Origin of the sequence: Pedobacter sp. W3I1, assembly GCF_030816015.1 — a bacterium.
GTDB lineage: Bacteria > Bacteroidota > Bacteroidia > Sphingobacteriales > Sphingobacteriaceae > Pedobacter.
The window spans coordinates 2,570,659-2,586,749 of sequence record NZ_JAUSXN010000001.1 but is presented as its reverse complement, the minus strand read 5'-3'; the positions used below and the strand labels follow the sequence as shown (position 1 = coordinate 2,586,749).

The following is a 16,091-nucleotide window of genomic DNA, read 5'->3' as shown; positions in this document are numbered from 1 at the left end:
CAAAACAGATAGACAGAAAATTCTATATAGAAATATTTTCATCTTATATAATCTAATTTTATCTGTAAGTGTTACTTATTGTAATTGAGATAATTGGAAATGGAATGGATCAGCGTACGGTTGGAGAGCTGGTTACTTGAACTGAAATTGACCTGCGTGGTGCGCCCTGCCCGATCGGTGATAATCAGATTGCTTGGCTGGTTCAGAATATTCAGCAGCGTATTATCTCCTGATTCTGTTTGTAGCAGGGTTAAATAGTTATCGGCTTTTTTACCATCAACCGCAACCGATTCGCCATTGATGATATGGTAGAGGATAAATTTTCTTACTAAATCTTTTTGAGCTTCTGCCGTTGGTGCAGCTGTCGGCAAAGCGCCTGTAGCTTTGGTTCCGGGTAATAATCCATCTTTAATCGCCTGTGTAATGGCTGCATTATCGGGCACCAATAGAGTATATTTATTATCAATCCCCGTATTCATGCCCGATATGGCCTTGGTGGTAGCATTGTACAATGAAGAGGTTGAAACAAACCAGTAGAAAGACGAAAAACGTGCAGGATCACTCGTAGCCAGATTTTGCAGGTGCTGACCTACGTTTTTATCAGTAAATGCCAAAGGTGCATCAACATAATATACAATGCCATTTACAGAAGTGGCGTCTGTTTTGGTCACATTGATATCAACACCGGTATCTACAGTTCCACTGGTCTGGATTTTTCCATTGCGGTAGCGAACATAATCGCCACTCTGACTTTCAACAATACCTGAACCGCCTAAACTGGTTAATTCGCCAGTTGGCGTAAGCAAAACACCTGTCTTAAACAAACGGAATGCATTATCGCGGTAAATCTGGTTGTGTGAATAACTTGCTGTTTGTGAGGTTCGATATCCCCAGGCTGTGGTTGTTGTGCCAATACTGCCTTCGTTATAACGGTAGCCAGCTGCTGTTACAACAGCATCGGGCATTACCAGTAAAGTTTGCCTTACGCCTGGTTGTGTCGTATAGATTTTAACGCCCGAGCCTCCATCCGCATAAACCAATAAAGTAAGGTTGGTTGTTGGATCGAGGTATGGAACGCCGTAAACCGTCCTGAAAACGTTCGAACTATGAGCCTGGTTTACACCATAAAAAACAGCATTGCTTAATACCTGCTTATCAACGGCATTATCAAAATTCAAGGTTGTGGTTTCGAGCAGGTAATTTTGGCCTTGTGCAAATTTGCCTGGCCATAAAGCTGTTGGCCACATATGAGAATTGATAAAATCGATCACAATACTGGGTGGAGTGTTTTTAAAGAATGAATTGCCATACTTGGCCAATATTTTTTTCCGGTAAGCCCTAAATGCATCATTGGTTGGCGCCATGATTGTCCAGCTTGATTTTTGAGATTCGTTTGCCAGATAACTGTTTACGCCGGGTTGCTGATAATTTTCATTGTTGATGGAGTAAGCCAGTAAACCGTTATATCCTTTTACATAAACTGAATCAGAAATGCCTGTAGCTACAAAGTTGCGGTGGGTTTGATAGGCATTAGAAACATAAAATTTTAGGGAATCGAGCAGTGCTTTAAATTCGCTGTAATTGGCATTGGTACTGATGTACTGATCGATACTTTTTAAAGGCATCGTAACGCGGTCTACTTCGTGTATCATTCCATTCTCGGCGCTGATATCCATATTCACCACTGCTGCAGCGGCTACATTGAATCCATTGTAAGCAGAACCTGGATAAAACACATTATAATCTGCAGGGCTCATGCCACCTGTTGTCATAAATGCGGTGGTAAAGTAAGGGATGTATTTATTGTTGTTATCGCCATCTATATAGGCAGAAGTATTTACGCCCCTAACCGATTGCACATTCCTATTGGTGGCAATAACTTTTCCGTGTGCAGCATCACCTTTTTGTTGTACCCAATCGTAATAAGCGGTTTTTCTTTTAAAGGCAAAACCAAGCCCAGTTTCTGCTCCTCCGGCCATTTGGTAGTTACTCAACTGGTCTTTACGGTAAGCATTGTATACCAGGGCATATTTTACGATAGAGGTAGCCATCGAATCGCTGATCTCAGCAGTACCTTTTATGTTCTGATCTTTAAAAAAACGTTCGAAAGCACCATCATTTGGTGCAAAAAAAGTCCACCAGCCTGTTTTACTTAAAATATCTTTATAACCCGCTTTGTCAATTACTGCGGTTAAATGTTTAAAATTGCCCCTGGCTTCAAGCTGTTGGTAAATGGGATCTCCCAAACCTGCCGGGCGCTCATAAAATGCATCAAATTCTTTTTTCTGGCACCCCGATAAAACGGCCAGAAAAAATAGAAAACAACACGAACTTGTAAAAAGTCTGGTCATAGATTATTTGGTTAGTACAGGTTTAAACAAGCAGAGGCTGAAGAGAAAAATTGAATACAGCAAAGCGGTGGCGAAATAAAATTGTCTTTTCATTTCAGCGCTAAAACCAGGATATCATAGACTGATATTCCTCAATAAAATTCAATGTAAATCTTTAAGCTATCGGCTTATTTGTTCAGTTATATATTTGGTTATTCAATACAAATCTATCTCAAACCACTAAAATGAGTTTTCAGAAATTGACGAATTACTTTCGTTATTTGGTGAATAAGTGGTTTTGAAGGTAGTTTCACGCTGATTTCGCAGATTACCGCAGAATAAAAAACATCATTAAAATCTGCGGGTATCTTTTTAATCTGCGGGAGCCGGACGACAGGTTTACAATGAATCGTCATCTCGACCGTAGTGGAGAGATCTTTTAATATAGTCCAAAGATCTCTCCACTACGCGTTGCTCCGGTCGAGATGACGACCATCTTTAATATCTACCATTGATAGCGTAGTTGAAGGGCATTTATTTGCGATTTATCTATCTCAAGTAGTCTTCGACTATGCTCAGACTGACGACCGAAGCGCTTAACTTAATGACATTAACTGTTTTGGTTCCCGCTGATTTCGCAGATTACCGCAGAATAAAAAACATCAATAAAATCTACGGGTATCTTTTTAATCTGCGGGAGAATAAACTGTAAATACTAAATTTGTTCCCGCTGATTTCGCAGATTACCGCAGAGCAAAACAACAGTAATTAGCTATGCACGATTGTTTTAAGATAAGCCGATGGTGAAGCACCGTATTTCTCCTTAAAACAGGTACTGAAATAAGGCAAACTGTTAAAACCTGATAAATAACCTGCGTCAGAAACAGTGAATTCGCCTGAATCTAACAACTGTTTACTACGTTTTAAACGCATATCACGTACAAATTCTACAGGACTCAGTGAAGTCAGGCTTTTTAGTTTTTTATAGAATGTTGTTCGGCCCATACCAATCGCAGTAGCCACCTCATCAATGTTAAAATCGGCTTGTACCATGCCCTCTTCTACGATTTTTATAATTTCTTTTAAAAACGTTTCATCTTTCGAGGTAATTACAATTTCATCCGGTTGAAGTGTTACAATACGTTGATCTTGTTTATTGGAGAGCTGTTCGAATAGTTTTCTTCTGGAACGGATTAAATTATCAATGGCTGCCGACAGGAAATCGGTATTGAAAGGTTTGGTTAAATAAATATCTGCACCATATTTCAAACCTTCAATTCTACTTTCGATAGAAGATTTAGCCGTTAGTAAAATTACAGGGATATGGCTTGTAGCGGCTTCATTTTTTAACTGGTCGAGCATTTGAATGCCATCCATTTTAGGCATCATCACATCGCTGATTATGAGGTCGGGCAGAATGGAAAGGGCCATTTCAAAACCTTCAGCGCCATCACCAGCAGTGCTTACCCGATACCGATCTTTAAATCGAAGCTCCAAAAAGTTTCTCAGATCGGGATTATCCTCAACAATTAAGAGTTGCGGATGAAGTCCGTTTTTATTTGCATGAGTTGACAGGATAAGGTTTTCTACCGGCAAGGCTAAATCTATTGGTTCAATTATATCCTGCTTTTCAGTAAAATTCACCTCCGAAGCATCAAAATGTGCATATCCAGGTTTTAGTTGAAGGGTAAAGATCATTCCGCCGCTGCTATGTTGCTCAGCCCAAAGCTTACCGTGGTGACTTAAGGCCAATCCACGGGCCAGCGCTAATCCAATTCCCGTTCCTTTTAAATTGGTATCTGCGGTGATACTTTCTTCGTGATAGATCTCAAATATTTCTTCAAGTTTATCTACAGAAATGCCTTTACCCTCATCAACAATGTGCATCAATATGTCGCCTGTTTCTTCTTCTGTTTTAATCTCCATCCATATTTTTCGATGTGCTGGCGTAAACTTAAAGGCGTTCGAAAGCAAATTATATAGGATAATTTCAATCTTCTCGCCATCTGCCCAGGCAAAAACCTTTGGTTGATCAGCAAAAACATTAAAATCAATGTGCTTTTCTTCGGCCATGGCAGAAAAGTGGCTGGCTACCTCTCTTGATAAGGCTACCACATCGATTTCGGCAACATTAAGCTGCATTTTACCATTCTGCAGCTTTCTAAAATCAAGCAGTTGATTGGTAAACCTGATCATGCGGTTGGCATTGCGGTGGATTACATTGATAAATTCCCTGCCTTTATCTGATAATTGCTCGTTACGTGATATTTCTTCCAGCGGACTTACAATTAACGTTAATGGCGTTCTCAATTCGTGTGAGATATTGGTAAAAAAAGAGAGTTTTACTTCTGTCAATTTCTGTTCTACCAACACCTTATTGCGTAACCTGATCATGGTTACAATAATCCTTCGAGCCAAAACGGCAACAACAATGGCTAAGAAAAAGTAGATCAGATAGGCAACCCAACTTAAATAAAAAGGCGGATGTACGATAATCTCCAGTGTTTTTTCTGGCAGACTTGAAAAAAGGTCATCATTTGTGGCCCGCACTTTAAAAGTATAACTTCCAGGCGGAATATTGGTGTAGGTTGCCCTGCGCAGATCGTTTACCTGATGCCAGGTTTTATCAAAACCTTCGAGCTTATAGGCATAGGTTATTTTGTTGGAGGCACGGTAATCGAGCACCGTATAATCAATGCTGATTACATTTTGATCGTAATTGAGCTGGAGCGATTCTGTTTCGTTAATGGTATATTTTAGTGGCGAATCTTTAGCTCCGGGATCAATATCTTTGTAGTACAGCTGAATTCTGGTCAGTGCCATTTTTGCCGAAGTGCGCTGATCGGCAATTTTTGAAGGATTAAATTTGATGTAGCCATCGGTAAGACCAAAATAGAGCTGCCCGTTACCTGCTGTAAAACACGTCGCTTCAGAGAAGCCAACTTTTGGCAATCCATCAAAAGAATCGTAGTTTTTAAATGTCTTGTTCTTTGGATTAAATTTGGATAAACCGCGTTCAGTGGCAATCCAGATATTTCCATCCTTATCACCACTCATCCCTAATAACACATCATTTGCTAAGCCATTTTGTGTGGTAAAAACTTCAAAACGTAATCTATCTGGATTTTTCTGATCGATAATTACTTTGTTCAATCCCCCACCAAAAGTACCGATCCAGATTCCACCGATCTTATCCTTATAAATATACTGCACGCTGTTGTTGCCCAAACTGGCATGGTCCCCGCGGATTTTACGGTAAGATAAAAACCGGTAACCATTGGCAACCGGCTTGTTCGGATCAAACAACAGCAAGCCATTGCTCGTTCCAATCCATATCCTACCGCCGTTATCTTCCAACAGGTACCTGATTACCTTGGCCCAACCAAAAGGGTAATTATGAAAAGCATTATAAAAATTCTTAAAACCTTCTTTACCATTGATATTACTCAAAAGGTTAATCCCACCGCCCAATGTGCCTACCCAGATCCGCCCTCTCGAATCTTCAATAACCGAGTAAACCAGATCACTACTCAGGCTATTTACATCTCTCGGATCATTTCTAAAATTCCTGATGATATAAAGATTGCGTTTTTGATCAGTTGGTGTTGCTTTAAACAAACCATCACCCTTGGTGCCTAACCAGACATTACCTTTGCTATCTTCTATGATGCTGTAAACCGTGCCAATTTTATTTCCTTTTCCGAAAACAGCAACTTCTTTTTCATTTTCGTAAACCCGAACCTGGCCGTCTTTACTACAGATCCATAAACGGCCCTTCTGATCATGCATCATGGCCCTTACTTCATTCTCTGAGCGGTTTTTGGGATTATCAGCCAAACGATGATAATTAAACTTATCAGTGAGTGAAACCACTTTGTTAATTCCGCCATCCCTTGCGCTCATCCATAGCGTACCAGTACGGTCCAGGTATAAACTGGTGATGATATTGGAGAATTTTTGATCTGAAGAACCCGGTTGATCATAAAAATAATCAATCTCATCACGCTGTGGATTGTAATAACCAAAACCACCACCTTTCATGCTCACCCATAATACACTGTTTGCGTCTGCAACCACACTATAATCGCGGCTTGAAAAGTTGAAATCCCTTTTTTGGCTAAAATATTTATACTGCTGCGTTCTAGGATCATATTTTACAATACCGTTTTCCTGTGGCTCGATCCAAATCAAACCTGACCGATCTTCGTAAAGAGATAAATAACTTTCGTTTGTACCAGATCCGCTAACTTTAAAACTGATCGGATCTACCGTAAGCATGCCTTTACCTTTGGTTGAAATGTAAAGCAAACCTGCTTTTGAATAACAAATGGAATTAAAGGCCGTTCCCTTGCTAATCTGCCTAATCTGAAAAGACTGTGTTCTGAGGTCATAGATTAATAAATTCCCATCACTGGTACCAAAATAAAGTGATTCTTTGCTCTGTGCAACGCAATTAATAGCAAATGAAGAAAGCATTTTTTCTACCGCTGGCTCAAACCTGACCACTTGATAATCTCCGTTAGGGTTTCGTTGCAGACAGTTTAATCCACCTTCAGTGCCTATCCAGATCCGCTGTTTTTCATCGAGATACCTGAATTTTACAGCATTTCCTTTAATCTGTCGTGCAGATTGCTGCATTTTAGCGAACTGAATAACAACTGGTTGCCCTTTTGAGTTATTTGCAGCATATAAAAGACCTTGATTTTCGGTTAACAACCAAACCCCATTTTTGGAATCGGGCACTACCTGATCTATAATGACCTGATCTTTAAAAAATGACTTAAAAGGACCATCAGATACCGGCAAAAATTGCTCCGTACGTTTATCAAAACGATAAATCTTAAAATCGTAGGTTTTCACCCACAAATAACCAGATTTATCCTCCACAATTTCTCTTATTTTATTGGAACGCAGGTTTGAAGTATCGCCTGGTCTGCTTTTGTAAACCACAAAATTGGTTCCATCAAAACGGTTTAAACCATCAAAAGTACCAAACCACATAAAACCATCGCGGTCTTGGGTAATGCAAAGCACACCATCGTGCGAAAGTCCATCTTCAGTAGAATAATGGGCTATATTGCTTTTCAACTGCGCAAATACAGAGAAAAAAGATAAGCAAATCATTATGATCAGCACTATTATTTTTCTCGATATCCAGTTTTTATAACACATTATTCAAAAACTAACGAACTAACGTCACAGCCATTAAACCAATAATCACATCATTGCACAGCGCAGACAAAGTGACTTTAGCAAGTGTTTTATTGTGATCGAGCTGAATACCCAATGCTGTTGCCGCACCTCCTTTTATTTCCTTTCCGTTCCAGCTGTCGCCGTCTTGTGCGGTTACGATTTTTCCTGTTTTTAGATGCACGCGGACTGGTCGTGCTGCACTTGTATCGAAAGCAAAACCATCTGTAAAAAGATCCTGCTCAATTGGCCACCAATTTTCTGGATTACGCAAAGGAAGTTTTTCAATAGAGCCATCGGTATAATGAACCATAATTTCTCCATTATCCATTCTGCTTTGCATCGGGTTAGTTGTTCCGGCGAGAAGAAAAAATATGCCACTCGCTTTGCCTGAAAGTGGAATTTCAGCCTTTCGTGGAAAATTGTCCCATTGAGAAGTGTAAATGATATTTTTCGAGGTACTATCTGAAGGCGTTTTAAAAACTATGCCCGAAGACATTGAAAATTCGCCTTTAGCGCCGGCCAGTTTGCGCAAACCTGCATCGTTAATTTCTGGTTTTAGTTTTGGATGCGTCCAATCGCCAATACCCTGCCAAGCCAACTGTAAAGTTGTGGTTTGTGGCCGTGGTGATAAATATTTATGATTAAAAATCTGGCTGACCTGATCATTAAAATAAGCAGATAAATCCTGCGTTTCGAGCTTTTTACCTGCCCACTGAGAGGAAGTTAAATCCAAAGTATGATCAGACTTCTTAACGCCTTCATTAAGTTTGAAACAGATCGGAAACCAATAGGTAAATGAACCATTACTGATCTGTGCAAAAACAGTACGGTCGCCAAGTTCGCCCTGAACGTTGGCACTCAGTTTTCCCAGGTTTGTAGTTGTGTTATTAAGCACCTTTTGGGGATCGAGTATCTTAACGATTTTCACTCTCCCGAAATCGACTTCCAATTTCGAACCAAGGGTATAAGCTGTATTTATTTTAGGATGGCTAATTGTCCCGCTACCCCAGGTTAACTCAACCAGGTAATCTTTTGCAGCTGCGCTTTCAATCTCAATTTCAGGTAAACCGATGGCATCAGCTACGTTTTTCCACTTTACTTCTTTACCATTGATCTTAACCGATTTTAACTGACTACTTCTGGCTTTAATGCGCATTTTAAGTCCAAGCCTGATGGCAAATCTAGGCAGTAGCTCATAAGTATCTGCCAAACCTTTCCGTTTGAAAGAAAAAGAAAGATCGGGAATATTTAAAGCTGCATGATTCCATTCTTGCGGTAATCCTGGTCTGATGAGCAGGGTTTTATTCAGTGCATCTGGTACGATACCAAAAAGCCCTTCTACCAGTGCCCTGGAATTAATGCCTACCGGATCGGCAAAATCACGGTAAGATTCGCCTAAAATGGCATCGTATCGAGAAACCTGCGCAAAATTACCCGGGCTACCGCCAATATACATGCTGGCCAGCAATTCACTTTTCCAAAGTTTAAAGGCTTCTTCAGTTCTGCCCGATTGCCAATTGGCCAATGCCATATGCGTAACTTCGGCCAAAACCACATTGTTTAGCGACCACTCGTAAGGCATCCAGTTTGTGGTTGATAAGGTATAATAACCTTTATCTTCAAGCCCACTGGCTCTTACCGGAATATGTGGAATGTTAGTATCTACATAACGCAAACTTTGCCAGGCCTGAAAGGCATCTGGAACTTCAGCATCTATACTATGATAAACCGTCCACAAACCTGCCGCAGGGTGTAATTGCTGTAAGCCTAAAGCATCTTTATATTCCGCATACCAGCCTTTCTCTGGCATCCAAAGCTGGCTATTCATCGCTTTTAATATTTTATCGGCTTCTTTCTGATAGCTACTGGGATCTTCATTAATCAATCGGGCCAATTGAGCTGCAACTAAATTTGCGCGGTAATTATAAGCCGAACTGTGCGTTCCGCTTCCACCACTGTATTGCAGCGCATCGCTTGCCCAGATGGCCGCATAAGCATCATAAAGACCATTATCATCCGGATCAAAAACCCTTTTCTCCCAGGCCAGATGTCGTTTAATTACAGGCCACATTTCCTTCACATAGGCTAAATCACCTGTCCAGTTAAAATGCCAGAGCAATTGATCGATATATACCAGGTTCATATCGTAATGGTGTGGCCTGATGGATTTTCCATCGGGTTCACGACTTATGTAACCATTGCTGAACATTGCCGTTCCCATCGCTTCTTTCGACCTGGAAAGATTAAAGACCGTATCGGCTAAAACAGGTCCGCTCTCCGGGCTAAGCACCTGCGATTTGGCATAGGCATTAAAATGTATTCTTGCCCGATCGTGCCAGCCTAAGGGATCGGCCGTGTAAGGACCACGCCAGCCCGGCAAGCGCATACGCCAACCAATGGCACCATGCATATAAGAGGGCGATTCCCAAATTCCATCCGAAGCCATAGCCAAAGCACCACCAAGGGTATTAAAAAAAGGATCTGGCGTATCAACCAGGATCCGATCGGCCAAAACTTGACGTTTCTTTTCAGCCTCCATAAACTGAGTGGCATTGTCCCATGTTTTAGGAGCATCGTCTTTTTCAGGATTTTGGATCAATATGTAAAAATCCTTACCGTTTTCTATTTTCAATTTCCCGGTAACTACTTGGTTTTGCTGTGTTTTAGATTGATCTAAGTTTAAAGGAGAAGATAAATCAGCAGCATCGGCAACTCTGATTCCGGCAGGAAAAGTTCCGTTTATTTTTTTGATTTTGGCGTATTGAAGCGAAAAACCGTTCTTCGTAACTGTATATACATTATCCTTACAGTTTTGTTTTTCCAGATAAAAAGAAGATTCAGGATCTACGCCCATATCGCCACTCCGGCTAAACTTTTTATCACTTGCACCACCAAAAACCCAAAGCAGTTCCACTCCTTTCTTCACATTTTCGAAGCGGGCTTTAAGCACAACACCATCGCCGTTACTTAATGCCAATACTGTTAAATGAAGTACACCATTGCCTAATATTGGATCTTTTATAGCATAAATCATCGATCCTGGTCTGTACCTTGCCGTAATATCAGCGGCTTTAATCAGCCATTTACTGCTATTGCCATCTAACAAAGCAAACTGCAAATTACCCCCCATGGCAGGCATGTACAAAGCAAATTCGGGCAGATCGCCTGCTTCTACCCTAAACGCGGTATTGGTTCCGTACAAAGCTCTGGTAAATCTCCTTGTTCCGTTATGGATTACAAAATCTCTCCCCTCCGGATGGTACCTTAAACTGGCTTTTTCATTGTGCCAGGTTCCGCTTTTCAATACCGGAGGATAAAGTTCTTGTGCAAAAAGTGTGGTAACAGACAGCGTCAGGCAGCAGCAAAAACTGTAAAATCTTTTCATCATCAAAACGTTTATGGATTTACATTTACTGAATTGCTCACTTTCAATACACTTTGATCTGCAGTGGTAATATTCACCCGATCAAAAGTCCAGTTTTGCCCAAAATCGATCGTTCCTGCAGTAGCAGCCTCTATTTTCAGGTTGCTCAGGTTAAAATTTTTCAATATGGTTTCAGAAAAACCAATAGCGTTGATTGCCTTCTTGGCTCTTGTAGCCGTAACATTAAATACGTTGATGTTCTGTATTTTAGGGATACCCTTACTTGCGGGTTCTACATGGGTTAACAGTTTGGTCCAATGTGCCGGAATAGAATCCGGATTGTAGCCAGCCGGTAAGGTAGAATAACTATAAGAGGGGTTCCAGTTTGGGTTTACCTGGATCACATTGCCCACACCATGCATGATAATGTTGCCGAAATACACGTCTTCAACTGTACCTCCTCTGGTTTTGGCCGATTTAATGTTGATGGCATTTCCGGTACCGTAGCCTACCAGATCAACAGCCCAAACGTGGCGGATACTGCCCGAAGTTTCACTGCCCAAAGTGAGTAAACCTGCTCCTTTACGGGCCACACAATTCCGGATCACCACATATTCTGTTGGCCGGTTAACCCGCAACCCATCCCAATCGCGACCAGCTTTAAGACAGAAATTGTCATCATTACAATCTATATCGCAATTTTCGATCAGTGTCCATAGCGAGGAATCTACATCAATCCCATCCGTACTTGGGCCACTGCCATCAACATTATTCCGAATGGTAATATGATCAACAGTTACATAAGAAGAGTACAAGATCTGCACCGTCCAGAAGCCAGCTTGTTGTACATGAATATCTTTGATCACCACATCTTTGGCCGACTCGACCAATATCGTTCTTGGACGTTTGGCATCGTAATCCACAATCCATCGTAATCCTTTGGGGTCATATTCTTTTCTTAAATTCCAGTAGTATTCCCAAAACGGTTTGCCCTGGGCATTTATGAGTCCTTTACCCGAAATGGAAGCTTTATCCTGTTTAAGAATATTGATCAGCGCTGCTGGCCATTTCATTTCAATCCCTGCCACTCGGGTATCTATTTCGGGATAATCCTTAATATTCTGACTACCGAGGATTCCTACGCCCTCATCTATCCTTAAGTTAACCCCGTTTTTAATAAAAATCGATCCGGTAAGGTATTGGCCTGGTTCAAAAGAAACTACCCCACCACCTTTTGCAGCGCAATCATTAATGGCTTTCTGAATGGCATTTGTAGCCAAAGTTTTACCATCGTTTATCGCTCCAAACTTATTTACGGAGTAGTTAGTCAGCTTAAAACTGAATTTTCTAGCGCCTACCTTGCTTACCCAATCTGGTGTTTTGGGTTGGGCAAAAACGGTAATATTAACGAGCATAAAGGCTGCAAACACAAAAAAAGGGATGCTTTTCATAAATCCGGGAATATATTTGGTTATACATTACAGCATGCGTTAGCTGGTCTGCTGGTTTATTTCCGGTTAATATATAGAATGTGGGTTATCCAACCATCCTGCTGCATCCTGTTCATCCCTGCAAGTACAAAATCTTATCAAAACTATTATAAGCCATTCGCGTTTATTATTTGCCCAACTGTACCTGTACTCCTCTAAGATGAAAATACTTTTAAAATACCTGAGGCCTCACCGGAAACTCATTATATTATCGCTCCTTTTGGCAGCAGCAGCTCAGCTCTTAAGCTTGCTCGACCCTATCATCTTTGGAAAAATCATCGACGATTATTCTACCAACAAACACCATTTAAGCGAACGTCAGCTGATTAGCGAAGTTTTTTATTGGCTGCTTATTGCGCTTGCTATTGCACTGGTAGCCAGACTTTGCCGTTCGATACAGGAATTTACTACCCGAAAAGCAGTAGCCCGTTTCGGAATGAATATTTTTAACGATGGCCTTAAACAAACACTCCGTCTCTCCTTTCAGGAATTTGAAGAAAGCCGCAGTGGAACCACGCTTTCTGTATTGCAAAAAGTAAAAACCGATGCCGAACGTTTTATTAACGCTTTTATCAATATTCTTTTTTCTTCATTGGTTGGGATCGGTTTTTTATTGTGGTACAGCCTGAACAAGAACTGGCTTTTGGTGCCTGTATTTTTTATAGGCGTATTGGTATTGGGTTCTTTAACAGGCCTCTTGTCTAAAAAGATAAAGGCCATTCAGCGGTCCATTAACCGTCAGGCCGATAAACAGGCTGGTGTAATAACAGAAAGCCTGCGCAATATCGAACTGGTAAAAAGTTTGGGCTTAACCTTTGCAGAGATCAGAAGGCTAAATGTACAGACCTTGAAAATTTTCGACCTTGAAATGTTAAAAGCCAGAAAAGTAAGTACGTTATCATTTCTGCAGGGCAATTTGCTCAACCTGCTCAAGCAATCGGTACTGTTCATTTTGCTCTGGCTAATTTTCCGCAAAATTCTCAGCACAGGAGAACTGATTGCGATGCAGTTTATCTCCACCGCCATCTTTACGCCACTGCAAGATTTGGGTAATATGATCATCCTCTACAGGGAGGCCGATGCTTCGCTTAAAACCTTCGATAATTTGATGCAAAAGCCGATAGAAACACGCCCTGATGATGCCGTAGAACTTGATGCCTTAAACCGGCTCGAATTTAAAAATGTAATTTTCAGACATAAAACAGCTGGTTACAATGCCATTGACGATATATCTTTCGAGATTCAAAATGGTGAAACAGTAGCATTTGTTGGCCCTTCAGGTTCTGGCAAATCTACGCTTGTTAAATTATTGGTAGGGCTTTATCTTCCGGTTGATGGTGAGATTCTCTTTAACGAAACCAGTTCTAAACGCATCCGTTACAATCCATTAAGGAGGCAGATCGGTTTCGTCACTCAGGATACCCAGCTTTATGCAGGTTCCATTAGGGAAAACATGCGTTTTGTTAATCCTACAGCCAGTGAAGAAGAGATTATGGAAGCGCTAAGGAAAGCCTCGGCAACTGCGCTCATTGCCAAAGCTGCTCAAGGAATTAATACGGTATTGGGCGAAAATGGCATGAAGTTATCTGGCGGCGAAAAACAACGGATCTCCATCGCAAGGGCGTTATTAAGAAAACCAAGGTTATTGATCTTTGACGAGGCTACCTCGGCGCTAGATTCGCTTACCGAAGAAGAAATATCGGCAACTATACGCGAAATCTCCTATAGAAGAGAACAAATGACCATCCTCATTGCCCACAGATTATCGACCATTATGCATGCCGATAAAATCTTTGTGCTCGAAAAGGGAAAAGTATCTGAAACGGGCAACCATACGGAACTGCTTGAAAAGAAAGGCCTGTATTATTCCATGTGGCGGCAACAAATTGGTGAGCGCAGGTAAGTTGAGAAGATTTTTATACATAAAATGTGGTTTTGGAGCGCAGGGCTTCTGCATCAAACCAACCTGGTTCCCGTGTTGCGCTTTTACGCTTCGGTTTCATAATCAACCAGCAGGGTAACGCTTCACCCGCGGCTAAATGGCTAAAACAGCTTTTCATTTTTGCGGTTTGCAAGGTGCAAAACGCTGTTCATAAACGCGATGATAACAAAAAGGCATTAACCATGTAAGAAATGTAAGGACCATATAAGCTTATATTTTCTTCTATGCCTTACATGGTTTAATTAGCTGTTTTTCTTTTTAGCGGTTTGCAAGGGCACAAAACGCTGTTCATAAACCTGATTGTCGGGAAAAGCTCCCGATTCTTCCATCGGGACTTGTACCAAAAGCAGGGCTGCAAAGCACTAAGAATAACTGCCCTTCCATTTCCAAACAAAAAAACATTTCCATTATTCAGCTGGCTAATTTTATTTATAAAGCAACCTTTCTTTTCCGGAGCGTAAGGCCGCTGCATCAAACCAACCTGGTTCCTGTGTTGCGCTTCACCCCAGGTTAACTATTCGGCATAGAAATTTTAAAAAAAATTAAGCTTGCTTTGTTACTTCAGGTTTTTCCTCTTCCTGTCCTGCTTTAAATTCTTTTATCCCTTTGCCAATTCCTTTCATTAGTTCAGGAATTTTCTTTCCGCCAAATAATAATAGTACAGCTATTCCAACAATAATCATTTCAGGGCCTCCAAGCAGGGCAGCGATGGTTGTATTCAACATTTTGTTTTCAGTTTATTAATATATTACACCTACGCATAAAACAGGGTCTTGGTTCTTTGACAACAAAATTTAAAATAGTTAAAAAAATCAACTCCTTTTAAAGTAATTTCTAAAGTTGTACGTCTACTACTGATAACAGACCTAAAAACTTTTCTATATGATAGCCGTTTTCAAAACAAATGTATCCACGGATAGCGAGTTAAACGTAATCAGCCCACTGCTGAACAGCCAGTTCAAAGAAATTAAGTGGAATATCGATTTATGGGACAGCGATAAAATCCTTAGGGTAGATTCGCCAAGAGATTGGACAAAAGAAATCACCGAGCTCTTTAACAGTATTGGTTTGCGCTGTATTAACCTCGAAATTTTTCATTCCGAGCCTTTTTGATTTTAAAAGCCTTATTTATAAAGGTATGGGGAAATCAATTTCTTCGCGTGGAATAAAGAATCCCTTAATGCAATTAAGATTTCGAATACAGATTTGAATATGACTTTTTTTCTTGATTCCTGCTCCTGGAAAAGCAGGTCCTCCTTCAGAAAAGACGCCTCTTACAGAATCGAATACCTTGAATTGACTATGGTTTTTATTGTTTATATCGCTGAAATAATTTTCAGTGATCGACTTATGCATATATTCAATAGTTGCACAATCCAGCAATCTTAACAATTTGTCTTTATGCCCATCATCTCTTGCTTCCAGATTTTTGGGCAGTGGTTTCCCAGCTTGCTGATATTCTTCAGCCATAGCAGGGTAATAAGATTCTATAAGACCAGTAAATTTTGAATCAAGAAAATCACAGCAATTGCCAAGCTGAAGCACTGCACCTAAAACAGCAGGGATTGTAATTTCTCCACGGTCATATTTATCGTTGGCCCATTGAAATGCTCTGGTATAATTATTTTCCCAAAAATAGAATCCATTCCCAAGCCAGTCATAGGGCTTTTTACTAATTTCAATAATATTTGGGTTTGATATTAATTTATTGCGGATACTAAGTTCGCATCCATGGAAACCAATAATCGTATTGGGCCTAACATCATACATAG

General features: G+C 40.6%; 8 protein-coding genes. 2 read left to right on the top strand and 6 right to left on the bottom strand.

Features of this window, described 5'->3' with window-relative positions; translation table 11 throughout:
- Nucleotides 1-71: 71 nt before the first annotated feature.
- The 4 genes from QF042_RS10825 to QF042_RS10810 all read right to left on the bottom strand — a co-directional run bounded on the left by QF042_RS10825 (nt 72) and on the right by QF042_RS10810 (nt 12,338).
- Complete coding sequence (locus tag QF042_RS10825) at nt 72-2,351, bottom strand: fasciclin domain-containing protein (protein ID WP_307528140.1); 2,280 nt, start codon at nt 2,349-2,351, stop codon at nt 72-74.
- Between the two features lie 747 nt (nt 2,352-3,098).
- The gene (locus tag QF042_RS10820) at nt 3,099-7,454 is read right to left on the bottom strand and encodes a hybrid sensor histidine kinase/response regulator transcription factor (RefSeq protein ID WP_307528138.1); all 4,356 of its coding nucleotides are present in this window, start codon (nt 7,452-7,454) and stop codon (nt 3,099-3,101) included.
- Between the two features lie 58 nt (nt 7,455-7,512).
- Nucleotides 7,513-10,911 carry a DUF4450 domain-containing protein gene (locus QF042_RS10815; protein WP_307528136.1) on the bottom strand — a complete coding sequence of 1,133 codons (3,399 nt, stop codon included), beginning with the start codon at nt 10,909-10,911 and terminating at the stop codon, nt 7,513-7,515.
- A gap of 8 nt (nt 10,912-10,919) precedes the next feature.
- A complete protein-coding gene (locus QF042_RS10810) occupies nt 10,920-12,338 on the bottom strand; it encodes a glycoside hydrolase family 28 protein (RefSeq protein ID WP_307528134.1) in 1,419 nt (472 codons plus the stop codon).
- A 199-nt stretch (nt 12,339-12,537) separates the two neighbouring features.
- On the opposite strand from QF042_RS10810, the gene QF042_RS10805 reads away from it, so the two are divergent.
- Nucleotides 12,538-14,280, top strand: coding sequence for an ABC transporter ATP-binding protein (locus QF042_RS10805; protein ID WP_307528132.1), 1,743 nt, complete (start codon nt 12,538-12,540; stop codon nt 14,278-14,280).
- Between the two features lie 581 nt (nt 14,281-14,861).
- On the opposite strand, the gene QF042_RS10800 is transcribed toward QF042_RS10805, so the two are convergent.
- Entirely contained in the window at nt 14,862-15,044 is a 183-nt protein-coding gene (locus tag QF042_RS10800; protein WP_307528130.1) for a twin-arginine translocase TatA/TatE family subunit, read from the bottom strand.
- Between the two features lie 157 nt (nt 15,045-15,201).
- Between QF042_RS10800 and QF042_RS10795 the strand changes: the two genes are divergently transcribed.
- Nucleotides 15,202-15,432, top strand: a complete 231-nt coding sequence (locus tag QF042_RS10795; protein WP_086547003.1) for a hypothetical protein — start codon at nt 15,202-15,204, stop codon at nt 15,430-15,432.
- A 15-nt stretch (nt 15,433-15,447) separates the two neighbouring features.
- Here QF042_RS10795 and QF042_RS10790 read toward each other — a convergent pair whose 3' ends face one another.
- The gene (locus tag QF042_RS10790) at nt 15,448-16,089 is read right to left on the bottom strand and encodes a hypothetical protein (protein WP_307528127.1); all 642 of its coding nucleotides are present in this window, start codon (nt 16,087-16,089) and stop codon (nt 15,448-15,450) included.
- Between the last annotated feature and the right edge of the window lie 2 nt (nt 16,090-16,091).

Bases quoted from the DNA above. Each gene is read 5' to 3' on its own strand.
- QF042_RS10825 (WP_307528140.1), bottom strand. From the start codon at position 2,351: ATGACCAGACTTTTTACAAGTTCGTGTTGTTTTCTATTTTTTCTGGCC.
- QF042_RS10820 (WP_307528138.1), bottom strand. From the start codon at position 7,454: ATGATTTGCTTATCTTTTTTCTCTGTATTTGCGCAGTTGAAAAGCAAT.
- QF042_RS10815 (WP_307528136.1), bottom strand. From the start codon at position 10,911: ATGATGAAAAGATTTTACAGTTTTTGCTGCTGCCTGACGCTGTCTGTT.
- QF042_RS10810 (WP_307528134.1), bottom strand. From the start codon at position 12,338: ATGAAAAGCATCCCTTTTTTTGTGTTTGCAGCCTTTATGCTCGTTAAT.
- QF042_RS10805 (WP_307528132.1), top strand. From the start codon at position 12,538: ATGAAAATACTTTTAAAATACCTGAGGCCTCACCGGAAACTCATTATA.
- QF042_RS10800 (WP_307528130.1), bottom strand. From the start codon at position 15,044: ATGTTGAATACAACCATCGCTGCCCTGCTTGGAGGCCCTGAAATGATT.
- QF042_RS10795 (WP_086547003.1), top strand. From the start codon at position 15,202: ATGATAGCCGTTTTCAAAACAAATGTATCCACGGATAGCGAGTTAAAC.
- QF042_RS10790 (WP_307528127.1), bottom strand. From the start codon at position 16,089: ATGTATGATGTTAGGCCCAATACGATTATTGGTTTCCATGGATGCGAA.